Origin of the sequence: Burkholderia metallica, assembly GCF_902832845.1 — a bacterium.
GTDB classification, from domain to species: domain Bacteria; phylum Pseudomonadota; class Gammaproteobacteria; order Burkholderiales; family Burkholderiaceae; genus Burkholderia; species Burkholderia metallica.
Map to the genome: position 1 here is coordinate 36306 of NZ_CADFDB010000018.1, position 13786 is coordinate 50091.

Annotated in this window: 13 protein-coding genes; 5 read left to right on the top strand and 8 right to left on the bottom strand. The window is 66.8% G+C overall.

What is annotated here, in order from left to right:
* Positions 1-9 precede the first annotated feature (9 nt).
* Complete coding sequence (locus HWX08_RS32615) at positions 10-930, top strand: ATP-binding protein (protein WP_425128484.1); 921 nt, start codon at positions 10-12, stop codon at positions 928-930.
* A 161-nt stretch (positions 931-1091) separates the two neighbouring features.
* On the opposite strand, the gene HWX08_RS32620 is transcribed toward HWX08_RS32615, so the two are convergent.
* Both HWX08_RS32620 and HWX08_RS32625 read right to left on the bottom strand, forming a co-directional pair.
* Positions 1092-2888, bottom strand: coding sequence for a hybrid sensor histidine kinase/response regulator (locus HWX08_RS32620; RefSeq protein ID WP_174919747.1), 1797 nt, complete (start codon positions 2886-2888; stop codon positions 1092-1094).
* A gap of 70 nt (positions 2889-2958) precedes the next feature.
* A complete protein-coding gene (locus tag HWX08_RS32625) occupies positions 2959-3600 on the bottom strand; it encodes a response regulator (RefSeq protein WP_107313415.1) in 642 nt (213 codons plus the stop codon).
* Positions 3601-3975: 375 nt separating this feature from the next.
* Here HWX08_RS32625 and HWX08_RS32630 point away from each other — a divergent pair, with 375 nt between their 5' ends.
* The 3 genes from HWX08_RS32630 to HWX08_RS32640 are packed head-to-tail and all read left to right on the top strand — an operon-like array spanning position 3976 to position 6926.
* Positions 3976-4299, top strand: coding sequence for a flagellar transcriptional regulator FlhD (locus HWX08_RS32630; protein WP_174919749.1), 324 nt, complete (start codon positions 3976-3978; stop codon positions 4297-4299).
* Entirely contained in the window at positions 4296-4928 is a 633-nt protein-coding gene (locus HWX08_RS32635) for a FlhC family transcriptional regulator (protein ID WP_425128482.1), read from the top strand. Before HWX08_RS32630 ends, HWX08_RS32635 begins: the two co-directional genes overlap by 4 nt.
* A 45-nt stretch (positions 4929-4973) precedes the next feature.
* A complete protein-coding gene (locus HWX08_RS32640) occupies positions 4974-6926 on the top strand; it encodes an ATP-binding protein (RefSeq protein ID WP_244122801.1) in 1953 nt (650 codons plus the stop codon).
* On the opposite strand, the gene deoC is transcribed toward HWX08_RS32640, so the two are convergent.
* A complete protein-coding gene (deoC, locus tag HWX08_RS32645; RefSeq protein ID WP_174919753.1) occupies positions 6892-7572 on the bottom strand; it encodes a deoxyribose-phosphate aldolase in 681 nt (226 codons plus the stop codon). The two genes, HWX08_RS32640 and deoC, sit on opposite strands and share 35 nt — an antisense overlap.
* 146 nt (positions 7573-7718) lie before the next feature.
* On the opposite strand from deoC, the gene deoR reads away from it, so the two are divergent.
* Complete coding sequence (deoR, locus tag HWX08_RS32650) at positions 7719-8489, top strand: DNA-binding transcriptional repressor DeoR (protein ID WP_069258335.1); 771 nt, start codon at positions 7719-7721, stop codon at positions 8487-8489.
* A 22-nt stretch (positions 8490-8511) separates the two neighbouring features.
* Here deoR and HWX08_RS32655 read toward each other — a convergent pair whose 3' ends face one another.
* The 5 genes from HWX08_RS32655 to HWX08_RS32675 form a co-directional block, all read right to left on the bottom strand.
* Positions 8512-9564, bottom strand: coding sequence for an aldose 1-epimerase family protein (locus tag HWX08_RS32655; protein ID WP_174919754.1), 1053 nt, complete (start codon positions 9562-9564; stop codon positions 8512-8514).
* A gap of 2 nt (positions 9565-9566) precedes the next feature.
* Complete coding sequence (gene fucP, locus HWX08_RS32660) at positions 9567-10940, bottom strand: L-fucose:H+ symporter permease (protein ID WP_174919756.1); 1374 nt, start codon at positions 10938-10940, stop codon at positions 9567-9569.
* A 41-nt stretch (positions 10941-10981) separates the two neighbouring features.
* The gene (rbsK, locus tag HWX08_RS32665; protein ID WP_174919758.1) at positions 10982-11908 is read right to left on the bottom strand and encodes a ribokinase; all 927 of its coding nucleotides are present in this window, start codon (positions 11906-11908) and stop codon (positions 10982-10984) included.
* A 561-nt stretch (positions 11909-12469) separates the two neighbouring features.
* Positions 12470-12979 (bottom strand): AidA/PixA family protein, encoded by a 510-nt coding sequence (locus HWX08_RS32670; RefSeq protein ID WP_069258339.1) that lies wholly within the window; start codon positions 12977-12979, stop codon positions 12470-12472.
* Between the two features lie 65 nt (positions 12980-13044).
* Positions 13045-13548 (bottom strand): inclusion body family protein, encoded by a 504-nt coding sequence (locus tag HWX08_RS32675; RefSeq protein WP_069258340.1) that lies wholly within the window; start codon positions 13546-13548, stop codon positions 13045-13047.
* Positions 13549-13786: the final 238 nt, after the last annotated feature.

Genomic DNA, 13786 nt, shown 5'->3' on the forward strand with positions numbered 1-13786 from the left:
CGGAACCTGATGGCCGCGCTGCCCCACGCGCGCGGGTCCGCGCGTGGGCCGGCGCTCGTGCATCAACTCGAACGGATCGCAACCGCGCTCGAGGCGCTGGCGGGCACCGGCCGTCCGGCCGTCGTCGATTTCGATGCGGCGATCGCATTTCGCTGGCGCGGCTTCGACGGCGGCCCGCAGGCGACGCCGCTCGAACCGGTCGCGACCCCCGCGCTCATCGCGTTCGACGCGCTGCGCAACGTCGAGCGTCAGGTGGCGATCGTCGAACGGAACACGCGGCAGTTCGTGCGCGGGCTCGCGGCGAATCACGTGCTGTTGACCGGCGCGCGCGGCACCGGGAAGTCGTCGATCGTGAAGGCGTGCCTGCATGCGTTCGCGCGGCACGGGCTGCGGCTGATCGAGGTCGGCAAGGAGCAGTTGGGCGACCTGCCCGCAATCGTCGAGTTGGTGCGCGCGCGGCCCGAACGGTACATCGTGTTCTGCGACGACCTGTCGTTCGAGGCGGGCGAGACCGGCTACAAGGAACTGAAGACGGTGCTCGACGGCTCGGTCGCGAGCGACCTGTCGAACGTGCTCGTATATGCGACGTCCAATCGCCGCCACCTGATGCCCGAGCAGGCGAGCGACAACGCGAACGTGTCGCGCGCGGAGAACGGCGAACTGCATCCGGGCGACGCGGTGGAGGAGAAAATCTCGTTGTCCGAGCGCTTCGGCATCTGGGTGACGTTTTACGCGTTCACGCAGGACGCGTATCTGGCCGTCGTCGAAAGCCGGCTCGGCGAAGCCGGGTTCGATGCGCAGCAGATCCGCGCGGCGCGCGAACCGGCGCTGCAGTGGGCGCTGGAACGCGGTGCGCGGTCGGGGCGCATCGCCGCGCAGTTCGTGCGGGATTACGTCGGGCGGCTGGCGGAAGAGGCGCAGGCGCGCTGAACGCGTTGCGTGTCGGTCTCGGCACGGCCGGCTCGGGTCGGTCGAGGGCGTTGCGTGCGTCCGATTCGGTCTGATGAACCGACCGCATCCACCGAAACCGCCCGTCGACATGCGTGTTCGCCGTTCAGCGATCGCGTGCGACGTCGAAAGTGAACCACACGCTAGGGCGGCCCCGCGCGTCGCGCCGGTGTGCCCGTCCGCGCACGCAGCAGGCGCTCCATCGCGGCGCGCAGCTTGTCGCTCGGCACCGGCTTGTGCAGCAGCATGAAGCCGCCGTGCTTCGACCGGCCGGGGCGGCGCGCGGTCGTGTCGCCTGTGATCAGCATCGCCGGAATCGCCGTGTTGTACTCGTCGCGCAGCCGCATGATCGCGCCGATGCCGTTCTCGTCGCTGTGCAGGTGCAGATCGCAGATCAGCAGGGTCGGGCGCACGTCGTCCGACGCCAGGCGCGCGATGGCCTCGCTCGCCGACGCGGCCGCGACGACCCGGTAGCCCCATTGCGCGAGCAGGATCGACATCCCGGTGCGGATGGCCGATTCGTCGTCGATCACGACCACGAGGTGGGCGGCCGCGGCGGCCGTGTCAACGGTGATCTCGTCGGCGACAGCGGCGGGCGGCAGGACGGTCGCGGGCATGCGCGCCACCTGCAGTTCGAAGCACGAGCCGCGCCCGGGTTCGGAGCGCAGTGTCAGCGGGCAATCGAGCAGCTCGGCCAGACGCCGCACGATCGCCAGGCCGAGGCCCATTCCCTGTTCGTGCCCGCGGTCGTGGTGGGACAACTGGTAGTAGTCGTCGAATACGCGGCCTTGCTGGTCGGCCGGGATGCCGCGCCCCGTGTCGATCACCTGCACGCGCACGTGCGTGCGCGTGGGCCGGCAGCCGACGACGATGCGTCCGGTGTCGGTGTAGCGCACCGCGTTCGACAGCAGGTTGCGTACGATGCGCTCGAGCAGCACCGGATCGGAATCGATGACGGCCCTGCTGCGCACGTACGACAGCTGCAATCCCTTCGCGTGCGCATCGACGGCGACGTCGCTGCACACGCGCTCCAGCACCGTGCCGATCGCGAACGGCCGGCGATGCACGGGCACGACGCCCGCATCGAGCCGCGAGATGTCGAGGATCGCGGTGAACAGCTCGTCCATCGCGTTGACGGACTCGTTGATGCGCTCGACGAGCAGCGCGCCGTCGGCAGGCATCTGCACGTGCCGCAACGCGCCGACGAACAGGCTGAGCGCATGGACGGGCTGGCGCAGGTCGTGGCTCGCGGCCGCGAGAAAGCGCGACTTGACGTGCGCGGCCGCGGTGGCGAGATCCTTCTGCTGCCGGAAGTTTTCCGCGAGCTGGGCGGCGCGCTGGCGCTCGCGTTCAGCGATGCGCTGCGCGTCGATCAACTGGAGCTGTATTTCGATCTGGTCGCGGAATTCCTCGACGAGCCGGAGGTATCGTTCGGAGTACGCATTCTCCTTGCAGTCGAGCAGGCAGATCGTGCCGAACGTCGTGCGGTCGGGCCAGTGGATCGGCAGGCCGAGATACGAGACCATGTTGACGCGCAGGTCCGGGTTGTCGCGCCATTGCGGCGATTGTCGCGCGTCGGGCACGACCAGCGAGCGATCGCTGTCGATCACGGTTTCGCAATAGAGCCCCGAGCCGGACAGTTCGGCCGATTCGCCCTGATAGAACGGATTGGTTTCGTTGCGGCTGGCCACCACCACCTGGATGTCCTTGCCGACATGACGCATGATCAGCCCGGCCGGGACGCCGACGATTTCCGCCATCAGATCGACGAGGCGTTGCCATCGCTCGATTACCTCCGCGGCGAGATCGAATGGGCCGTCGTGGCCGGCCGGTGTGTCGGGGGCGGCGCGGCCGTCCGTGGGGGGAGGCGTGGAGGGCATCGACGATCCCGCGGGCGTTGGCGATGCAAAAAATCTAGATGATTTGCGTCGGGTTGGCAATTCGCGGAGGCACCTTCCCGTATCGACGGCCGGTTCGACCGGCGTGCCGCGGCCCGATGGCCGGAGGCGCTCAGATGAGCCCGGCCTTCCTGCCGGCGGCGGCCGCCTGGGTCCGGTTGATCACGTTCAGCGCCTTGAAGATCGCGGTGATGTGCGCCTTGACGGTCTTTTCGGACAGGCCGAGCTTGTCGGCGATGAGCTTGTTCGGCACGCCTTCCGCGAGATGGCGCAGCACTTCGATCTGGCGTTGGGTCAGCGTCGTGTCGCGCAACGCGGGCGCCGCGCTCGCGGCGCCGTCCGGCGGCGGCGCGGCCTGCTCGTCGAGCAGGAGCGGCGGCACGTAGCGTTCGCCGTTGAGCGCGAACCGGATCGCCGACAGCAGCGTGCGCGGGCCCGCGGACTTCGGGACGTAGCCCATCGCACCCTGCGCGAACGCGTTGCGCACGGCGCCCAGGTCCTCCGACGACGACAGCACGATGACGGGCAGCCCCGGGCGTTTCTGCGCGAACAACGCAAGGGCTTCGAGCCCGTCCATGCCCTGCAGCTTCAGGTCGAGCACGACGGCGTCGAGGTCGGTGTGCCGGTCGAGCATGCGCAGCGCACCGTCCGCATCGCCCGCCTGAACGACGATCGTGCTGCCGTCTTCCTGGCGGAGCAGCATTTCCACGCCATCTCGCAGGATCGCGTGATCGTCGACGATCAGAATTTTCATTGGGACGATGAAGTGGGGGTGGCGGCCGGTGTCGATTCAGGATGAGCGAACCGGATTGTACAAGACGTAAGTCTTAATACTAAAGTCTTACTTTCGCTCGATTTATCCTGCATTTGTCTTGCGCCTAACGTCGCGTTTACATTCGACGAAATATCGCCGAGACTCAATCGCAACGGTTGGCAATGCAGATGAATTCGGGTGCGCCCGCATCGAGTCTCGGCCCGCCGCATCCGTGCGGCGCCAATCGTGCGGGCAGGTCCGGTTCCGATATGCCGGATTGAAAGAAGGGAATGACGATTCGGAATAAACGTTTTTATCGGCACGCATTTTGACGATGGCTCATTGATCCTGATCGCGCATCAATCGAGGTGAACGATGAAACTTGCCAACGACAGTGACGCAATATGGGAATTGAACATGTCGTATCTGTGCCTCGCGCAGCGGCTGCTGCGGTCGGATCCCGCGATCGGCATGTTTCGTCTGGGCGTGAGCGCCGAGACCGCCGTCGAGCTGGCGGCATTGTCGGTGAAACACATGAACGATCTCGCTTCGTCGGGACAGCTCATCTGCGCGTTGCGGCCGAGCCGGCACGGCGTGATATCGGCGCTGACCCGGCCGACGCCGCCGGTCGACCTCGTGCGGCTCCACACCGCGATGGCGCTGGCCGGCATGGCGCTGCCCGACGAGGTCGCATCGTGAACGATCCGGCCACGCGGCGCGGCCTCGCCGACGACGCGCAACGGACGATGCAGGCGGCGACGCTGATCCGGCTCGGCGCGCGGCTGCAGATGCTGGAAATCGAGTGTGCGCTGCCGCATGACCATCTCGCGCGCCTTTACCGCGAAGTGCGCGGTGTCGCGGCCCCGAAGGGGATGCTGCCGTCCTCGACGGACTGGTACATGACGTGGCGCGCGAATCTTCATGCGTCGCTGTTCCATGGCATTTACCGTTTCCTGCGAAACGACGCCGGCTGCGCCCGGCTCGACGCGCTGATCAAGGCCTACATGCTCTACGCCGAACACGCCGGGGCGGCCGACGCCGCGCTCCCGCTCGATCTGACGCGGGCCTGGATGCTCGTGCGTTTCGTCGACGGCGCCGTGCTCGAGCTCGCGCCGTGCGCGCATTGCGGCGCGTCGTTCGTGACGTACCGCCATGCGCTGCGCCGCCATCCGGTCTGCGTGGCCTGCCGGTTGCCGGCCCGCGCCGGCAAGGGGGCGGCGGCCGCCCAACGTGCGACGCGACAGGACATGGGCACGCCATTCAGGCCGCGCAGCGAGCCCGGCGCTGTCGGGGCGCGTGGCGGCCTGGGAGAATGCGATGCCGGCTAGCGCGGCTGCTGCGGCAGCGGTCGACGCCGCGCGTGAGGCGCGTGCATGGCGAACCGGGCCGGCATCGTGAATTCGGGCGGCTTGCCGATCCGGCAATGGATGCACGCCGGCTTCGCGCTGGTCGTGGCGCTGACGGCGGTGGCGTGCGGGACGCATGTCTGGGAAAGCTACCGGCAATACCGGCAAGGGTGTCTCGACCTGCGCGACTTCGAGCAGGTCGAGCGCGCGATGGTCGCGTTGAACCGGATCTCGGCCGAACGCTGGCCGGTCAATGCGCTGCTCGCGCATCGACGGCGCGATGCGGCGCCCGATGCGGTGGCCGTGAGCGCATCGCGGGCGCGCTCCGACGACGCGCTCGATGCGCTGCGCGCGCATCTGGCACGGACGCGCGTGCTCGACGCACCCGCGCTCGGAATCGCGTTGCACGCGGTCGACGCGATCCGCGCCGAACTGGCCGACGCGCGGCAGGACGTCGATGCGCTCGCCGCGCAGCCGCCGGAAGCGCGCCTGGCGTGGCAGGTACGGTCCGTGCAGGACCGGATGTTCGCGGCCGCCGACGACGTGGCGGCGCTCGCGCGCGACATGATGACGGGCACCGCGATGCGCCACCCCGACATGGCGAACGCGCTGATGCTCGCGAACCTGCTCGGCCACCTGCGCGAACACAGCGGGCGGCTCGGCTCGCTGTTCGTCGCGTCGCTGATGCGGCGGGAGCCGCTCGACGACGAGCAGCTCGCGCGGATTCTCCAGACGCGCGGCCGCGTCGTGCAACTGCGTGCGCTGATCGGCGGCGCGATCGCGCCGCAGTTCGCCGACGCAACGCTCGCGAACGACTTCGCACGGCTGAACGATGCGATGGACGGCAGCCTCCTGCCGCTCGTCGCGACGATGATCCGCGCGGGGCGCACCGGCGACTATGCGATGAGCGCGGAGGATTTCGCGCGGCGGATCATGCGCGATCTCCTGCCGGCGGAACAACTGCGCGATCGCGTGATCGACGTCACGCGATCGCGCGCCGTCGCGCTGCGCGACGCGGCCGGCATCAGGATGGCGTGGTCTGCCGCTGAAGCGGCATGCTGCATCGTCATTCTGTTTCTGCTCGTCCGCGGCACGCAGCGCACGCTGTCGAAGCCGCTCGATGCGTTGAGCCGCGGCATCGTCGCGCTGAGCCAGGGCGATCTGTCACCGGCCGTCGCGGTGCCGGGCAAGGGCCCCGAGATCGCGCGGTTGAACGATGCGCTGGCCCGGCTGCGCGGCGCGTACGTCCGCCGCGAAGTGCTCGAGCGGCAGCGCAACGACATGCTGACGCTGTTCTCGCACGACATGCGGGCGCCGCTCACGTCGGTCGTCGTGCTCGTCGGCGCGCCGGCCGCGTGCCCGCCGGACTGCGCGTTGCGCGAACGCCTGCACGAGATCGGCAGGCTGACGCGTCATGCGTTGGCGATGGCGGACGGCTTCGCGCAGGTATCGCGGGCCGAAGCGGGCGAATACGCGCTGGAGCTCGTCAATCTCGCGGACCTGCTGAATCAGGCGCGGGACGAGATCTGGTCGCACGCGAACGACAAGCACATCGACGTCGACGACGTGCCGCCTTGCGACGACGCACTGGTGCACGGCGACCCCGTCCTGCTGTCGCGCGCGCTGGTCAAGTTGCTGGGGAACGCCGTCGAATACAGCGCGCCGCACACCCGCGTCGAATGCAGCGTCGAACTCGCCGACGATCGCGCGTCGGTGTGCTGCGTGATCCGCGACCACGGCTACGGAATCGCGATCGACGAGCAGCCGAGACTGTTCGAGCGCTACCGGCGCTTTCGCCTGCCGGGGCAGCCCGACGCGAAGGGCGTCGGGCTCGGGATGGCGTTCGCGAAGGCGGTCGTGGAGCGCCATGGCGGCGAGATCCGCGTGCGCAGCGCCGCGTGGCAGGGGACGACGGTGACGGTGAGGCTGCCGGCGGCGGGCGCCGTCAGTACGCCGACCCGCTGCCCGCCTGATCCGTGACGATCGCGACGCCCGAGCTGGTGCCGAGCCGCGTCGCGCCGGCTTCGATCATCGCCAGCGCGGCTGCGCGGTCGCGCACGCCGCCCGACGCCTTCACGCCGAGCACGGGGCCGACCGTGCGGCGCATCAGCGCGACATCCGCGAGCGTCGCGCCGCCGTGGCCGAACCCCGTCGACGTCTTCACGAACGCGACGCCGAGATCGCGGCACATCTCGCACACCCGCACCTTCTCATCGTCGGTCAGCAGCCCCGTTTCGAGGATCACCTTGAGCGGCACCGCGCCGCATGCGCGGTGCACGGCGTCGATGTCGGCCTTCACGTCGTCGACGCGGCCGCTCTTCAGCGCGCCGATGTTGATCACCATGTCGATCTCGCCGGCGCCGGCCGCGATCGCGGCGCTGGCTTCGAATGCCTTGGCGGCCGACAGCCCCGCGCCGAGCGGAAAGCCGACCACCGCACAGACGAGCACGCCGGTCTCGGCCAGCTCGCGCGCGGCGAGCGGCACGTTCGCCGAATTCACGCAGACCGAGTAAAAGCGATGCTCGGCCGCCTGGCGGCAGAGTTCGCGGATCTGCGCGTCGCTCGCGTCGGGCGCGAGCAGCGTGTGATCGATGGTTTGAGCGAGTTGGGCGTTGGAAAGCGGCATGTTTCAGGACTCCACGGAGCGTGTGCTAAAAGGTCACACGTAAAGTTGATGTTTTCACATCGGTTTGTTACAAATACGACATTCCAGCCGGGCCTGCGCGCCCGGCACGACAAGCGACGGATGCGACGGGCAAGCAGGATACTGGCATGGAAACGAAAAAGGGCGAACGGATCAGGACACTGATGAACGTGCTGCAAGGGCAGAACGCGATTCATCTGAAGGAAGTCGCCGAGCTGTTCGGCGTCTCCGAAATGACGATCCGCCGCGATCTCGCGGACAACCCGCACGGCTTGAGCCTGATCGGCGGCTACGTGACGCGTCACTTCGCCGCGCAGCGCAGCGACATCGGCGAGTATGTGGTCAGCGCCGAGAACGACCGGCAGACCGAGGAGAAGCGCCGCATCGGCAAGCTGGCCGCGCAGTTCGTGACCACCGGCGACACGATCTTCGTCGACTGCGGCTCGACCACGCCGTTCATCGTCGATTTCATTCCGGATGAGCTCGAATTCACCGCGGTCTGCAATTCGCTGAACGTGTTCGCGAAGCTGCAGCAGAAGCCGCACTGCAACGTGATCCTGTGCGGCGGCGTGTATCACCGCAAGAACATGGTGTTCGAGTCGACGGCCGAGACGGGCATCCTCGACACGGTGCGCGTGTCGAAGGCGTTCATCTCCGCGGCCGGCGTGAGCGAGCGCTGCGGCGTGACCTGCTTCAACTTCCACGAAGTCGACGCGAAGAGAAAGGTGATGGCGCGCGCGCAGAACCGCTTCCTGCTCGTCGACCACACGAAGTTCGACGAAGTGCGTGCGGCCTATTTCGCCGAACTGACCGACTTCAACTACGTGATCTCGGACGCTCACCTGAGCCCGCGCTACGAAACGACGATCCGCGAACACGGGATCGCGCTCGTGACCTGACGCCGCGCGGGCCTGCGGCGCGTCACGCATCGCGTGCTTCCGCCGCGCTCAGATAGCCGGTGACGACTTCGAAGCGGCGCGTCGCGCCCGGCGCGAGCGCGGCCACGTGGCCCTTGCGGCGTTCGGCTTCATACCCCTCCGGCTCGCAGGTCGACGGCAGCGCGAACGCGGCGACCTGCTGATCCGCGTTGTGAAGGATCCAGCGCGTGGCGTGAGGGAACTGCTCGGGGCGGTACGCGGTGTGAAACGCGCCGCCGTCCGGATGCGCGAGCCGGAAATGCGCGACGCCGTCCGCATCCGTTGCCACGTCGTTCATGAAGAACACGATTTCCGGGTCGTACAGCGCGGGCGTATCGAGCGTATGAAGCCGTTCCGGTTCGCGCGCAAGCGTGGCCGTATAGTCGCGCCAGGCGGCGGTCGGCTTCACATGGGCGGGCACGCTGTCCCGCAGTCGCAGCCCGCGTCGAGACAACGCTTGCACGAAGCGGCCGCCCGGCACGTACGCGTAGTTCAGGTGCGCCATGTACATCAGGTCCATCGGCGTGCCGCCGAGATTCGTCACGTCCATCGCGATCGTCATCTGCGCGCCGTGTTCGGCGAGCCGCACCGACGGGCGCGCCACGTAGTGGCTGCCGAAACCCTGCACGTATTCGTATTCGCCCGTCACCTCGACGAATGCGCCGTGCGCATCCGTGCCGACGACGAGGCTCGCGCGGTCCATCGGCGCGCACGGCATCTCGCCGTGCAGCGCATGCGTGTCGTCCGGCCCCGGGCAGCCGTTGCGCAGCAGCCCGCTGTGGAACATGAAGCAGCCGTAGGTATCGATGATCGACGCCGCGCGCTTCGGCTGCCGGAACATGTGCTTCATCGTCAGGTCGCGCCCGTCGAACGCGGCGGCCCAGATCATCTGGCCGAGATACGGCAGCACGACGATGTGGCCGCGACGGTTCTCGATCTTCAGCGCTTCGACGCCGGACGGATACGCGAACGCGGTGACGGTGAGGCCGTCGGTGCGATACAGCGTGCGCGGCGGGTCGCGGAAGTCGTCGCGCCGCAGTTCGATTTCGCCTCGCATGCTCACGCTCCCGACGTGTTGCGCGGGGCGGCGTAGCGCGCGGGCGCGTTGCCGGCGGTGGCTGCGTCGGGCGTCGCGGCGGGCAGATGGCGCAGGCAGTAGAAGCCGTAGTAGACGATCACGACGAAGCACGCGAGCGGCACGACGAACGCGAGCTGCATGTTGCCGCCCGTGTGATCGGAGATCAGCCCCTGGATCAGCGGCACGACCGCGCCGCCGACGATGCTCATCACGAGGATCGAGCCGCCGTACTCGGTGTCCTTGCCGAGCCCGTCGATCGTGAGGCCGTAGATCGTCGGCCAGCACGGGCCGAGGAATATGCTCACGCCCACGGCCGCATAGACGGCCGTGATGTTGTGCACGCTGATCGTGTACGCGAGCAACGCGATGCACAGGATGCCGTAGACGATCAGCACCTTGGCCGGCCCGACGCGCTTCATCACGAGCGTCGCGATCAGCTTGCCGACGAAAAACGCGAAGAACGTCGCGAGCAGGTAGTGCGACGCGCCGCGCTCGGTGAGGCCGCCGATCTGCATCGCCAGCCGGATCGTGAAGCTCCACACGCCGACCTGCGCGCCGACGTACAGGAACTGCGCGAGAACGCCCGCGACGAAGCGCCGGTTGCCGAACAGGCGCGCGAGCGTGCCGCGCGCATCGATCCGGTGCGTGGTCGCGCCGGGGCCGTTGCCCTTGCAGGCCGGGTAGGGCGTGAGCGCGAACACGACGAACACGGCCGCGAGCACGACGATCAGCCATTTGTACGGTTCGAGCGTGGCCTGGATCATCGCGAGCTGGTGCACGTGCGCGTCGGCCGCCGACATCGCGGCGAGCTGCGCGTGCGACGCATCGCCTTCCTTGAAGATCAGGAAGCTGCCCATGTACACGCCGGCCATCGCGCCGAACGGATAGAACGTCTGCGAGATGTTCAGCCGCCGCGTGCTGGCTTCGCGCGGGCCCATCAGCGTCGAATACGAGTTCGATGCGGTTTCGAGGAACGACAGGCCGGCCGCGATCACGAACAGCGCGACGAGGAACATCCCGTACTTCGCCATCGACGCGGCCGGAAAGAACAGCAGGCAGCCGGTGGTGTAGAGCAGCAGGCCGACGAGGATCGTCGTCTTGTAGCTGAATTTCTTCACGACGGTCGCGGCCGGAATCGCGAGGAAGAAGTAGCCGAGATAGAACGCCGACTGCACGAACGCGGATTCGAAGTCGGACAGGAAGAACGACTTCTTGAACTGCGCGATCAGCACGTCGTTCAGGTTCGCGGCGGTGCCCCACAGCGCGAACAGGCAGCACAGCAGCGTGAACGCGAAGAGCGGCGTGCGGTTCAGGTAATAGCCGTCGGGGGTATGTTCGATTCGGGCTCGGCCCATGGGTGTCTCCTTCCCGGTTGTCTCGTCGATGAAGGCGCCGGTCAGATGCCGGCGTCGCGGAGGAAGCGTTCGAACGTCGCGGTGTCGGCGTACGACTTCTGCGTGCCGAGGCCCGTGACGGAATGCGCGGCGTACGCGGACGCGTAGCGCATCGCGTCGAGCGCGTCGCGCGACGCGGCGTAGCAGCGCGCGAAGCAGCCGATATACGCATCGCCGGCGCCCGTCGTGTCGCGCGCGTCGACCGGCACGCCCGGCACGTGCCGCACGCCGTCGCGCGAGACCAGCAGCGAACCGTTGCTGCCGAGCGTGACGAGCACGTGCTTGAGGCCGCGCGCGATCAGCGCTTCGGCGGCCAGCGCGGCGCTTTCGCGGGAATCGACCGGCATGCCCGACACGATCGCGAGCTCGGTTTCGTTCGGCACGAAGAATTCGACGGTGCGGATCCGCTCGAAATCGAGATCGGCCACCGCGGGTGCGGGGTTCAGCAGCACGGGAATGCCGTGCCGCGCGCCGAATTCGATCGCGTGATAGACGGTGTCGAGCTCGATCTCGAGCTGCAGCACGATCAGCGCGCATTCGGCGAGTTGCGGCGCGGCCGCGTAGATGTCGGCCGGGTTCAGGTGGCGGTTCGCGCCCTTGACGATCAGGATGCTGTTGCTCGAATCGGGTTCGACGAAGATCGGCGCGACGCCGCTGGGTACGCCGGCGATCTTGCGCACGTGGGTGGTGTCGATCCCTTCGCGCTCGAAGTTGCGGATCGTGTTGTCGGCGAAGACGTCGTCGCCGACTTTCGTGACCATCACGACGCGCGCGCCGAGGCGGGCGGCCGCGACGGCCTGGTTCGCGCCCTTGCCGCCGCAGCCGAGCTCGAAGTTCGGTGCCTCGAGCGTTTCACCGCGGGCGGGCATGCGCGCGACATAGGTCACGAGGTCGACCATGTTGCTGCCGATGACGGCGATCGTCTCCATCTGTGTCTCTTCCTTGGTATGGGGTGCGCCGCGTGCGGTCGGCGGCGGTCTGCAAGATGTGATAATAGAATCACATTACATGTGAAAATGCAATCATATGATGTTGGTGGGGTTACTTTGGGCGGGAATGGGGGTGCGTCAGCCGGGGATAAGCGACGGATGCCGACGCACAAAAAGGTCGTACTTACGAGAAGGGGGCGGGCTGAAACGCGCAAAAAAGACTGCACCTCGCATTTCACGATGTGACAAATGGAAGCAACTGATTGATATCAATGAGGCAAGTCGCTCGTGAAAGGGGCATGGCGTGCGCGGAACGCGGGATCGAAAAAATTGGGTGAGTGCGCAACAATATGCCCCTCGTCCCAAGGCCGGCGGCGCGACTTTAATGCTTGTTTTCCAGGGTGGGGGAGGCTTTCGACATTAGCCGTGGTGGACGCCTATGTCGCGCTTCAACACCATCGTCTGGAACTCGGCGCACCTCCTGGAAACATCTTGCCGACGGCCTGACGCTGCTCAGTTCCGCAGCTTGACCATGGCCGCCCCGCATTTGCGGAAGGAGCCTTACTGGACGCCGACGATCTCGATCGTCGTTTCCCAGCGGAAGTAGCCCGATACGGTACCGTCGCGATCGAGCACGGCGAAATCCGCCGTACAGGTGGTAGTGCCCGGGGCCAGCACTTCACTGCGCCAGAAATGGTCTTTCATCGGCTGGCACGACGGATGAAGCAGGTCGTCGCCGTCCGGCACCGGCGTGGCGGCGTCACGGACATTCGCGTCGATCGGCGCGACGATCCCGGCGTCTTTCAACGCGAACCGGATGAACAGCACGGTCACCTCGGCGCGCAGCGCGAGCGCGGTTTCGCGCAGGTGAAGCTGGTCGCCCGGCGACAGGCCGGCAAAGAGCCGGTTGTCGTTGTGGCCGACCTGCCCCGCGTCGCCGGGGCTCAACACGTAGATGTGTCGGCCGTCGATCGCGGTCGGCGCGTCGGCATCCCGGCTCGCATCGGGGTAGGCCGACAGCAGCGTGACGGCGTCGACGATCGCGAGTACATCGTAACGAAGACCAGACATGAACACGCCCTCCGCAACAGGGGGGCGGCACGGACGGCCGTCGCGCGGCCGCCCGCGTGCCGCGATCAGTTATGGATCGAGATGAACGGATCCCACGAGAAACAGCCCTGGCTCTTGCAGTTGCGATCGATGATCTGGAACAGGAAGTGGTAGGTCACCCGGCCGACCTTCAGGCATTCCGACGACCAGTAGTAGTTCGCGACCTTCTGGCACGTCGGCACTTCGGGATTGCTCGTGTTCGGCACCGGGATCGACGCTTCCGCGACCCGTGGCGTCGGCGTCGAGATCAGATCGTTGCCGACGTTGCCGATGAACTTGTAGAACACCACCTGGTTCTCGAAGCCCAGCGACAGGCTCGTTTCGCGCCAGCGGATCAGGTCGCCGACCTGCGCTTTCAGGTCGAGCTCGCCACCCGCCTGTCCGGAGATGACGTTGTCCTGATTGGTCACCATATAGACATAGTGCCAGTCGATCAGCGTCGGCGCGGCCGGATTCTTGCTGGGATTCGGATATTTTTTGAGAATGGTTTCGGTATCGAACGAAACGAGCACATCGGTTACGCGTGACATAAAAGCTCCCGTTTTAAGTAATGGGATACATCGTTGCGTGAATTGCGTTGTGCGGCCGCCATCGCCTTATTCCGCAAGGATTTGTGGTGGTATCGATCCACGCGGCAGCGACGGCGAATGCAGATTACCCCGTTTGGTTAATTGTGGAAGCTGCCAAAGTAAACAGGGTGGTTAAAATGGTTTATAAGGATAATGTTGAAATATGAATCAATTTAATCGATGAATAACAAAAATAGGT

Bases quoted from the DNA above. Each gene is read 5' to 3' on its own strand.
- HWX08_RS32670 (WP_069258339.1), bottom strand. From the start codon at position 12,979: ATGTCTGGTCTTCGTTACGATGTACTCGCGATCGTCGACGCCGTCACG.
- HWX08_RS32675 (WP_069258340.1), bottom strand. From the start codon at position 13,548: ATGTCACGCGTAACCGATGTGCTCGTTTCGTTCGATACCGAAACCATT.
- HWX08_RS32630 (WP_174919749.1), top strand. From the start codon at position 3,976: ATGAAACTTGCCAACGACAGTGACGCAATATGGGAATTGAACATGTCG.
- fucP (WP_174919756.1), bottom strand. From the start codon at position 10,940: ATGGGCCGAGCCCGAATCGAACATACCCCCGACGGCTATTACCTGAAC.
- rbsK (WP_174919758.1), bottom strand. From the start codon at position 11,908: ATGGAGACGATCGCCGTCATCGGCAGCAACATGGTCGACCTCGTGACC.
- HWX08_RS32655 (WP_174919754.1), bottom strand. From the start codon at position 9,564: ATGCGAGGCGAAATCGAACTGCGGCGCGACGACTTCCGCGACCCGCCG.
- HWX08_RS32615 (WP_425128484.1), top strand. From the start codon at position 10: ATGGCCGCGCTGCCCCACGCGCGCGGGTCCGCGCGTGGGCCGGCGCTC.
- deoC (WP_174919753.1), bottom strand. From the start codon at position 7,572: ATGCCGCTTTCCAACGCCCAACTCGCTCAAACCATCGATCACACGCTG.
- HWX08_RS32640 (WP_244122801.1), top strand. From the start codon at position 4,974: ATGGCGAACCGGGCCGGCATCGTGAATTCGGGCGGCTTGCCGATCCGG.
- deoR (WP_069258335.1), top strand. From the start codon at position 7,719: ATGGAAACGAAAAAGGGCGAACGGATCAGGACACTGATGAACGTGCTG.
- HWX08_RS32625 (WP_107313415.1), bottom strand. From the start codon at position 3,600: ATGAAAATTCTGATCGTCGACGATCACGCGATCCTGCGAGATGGCGTG.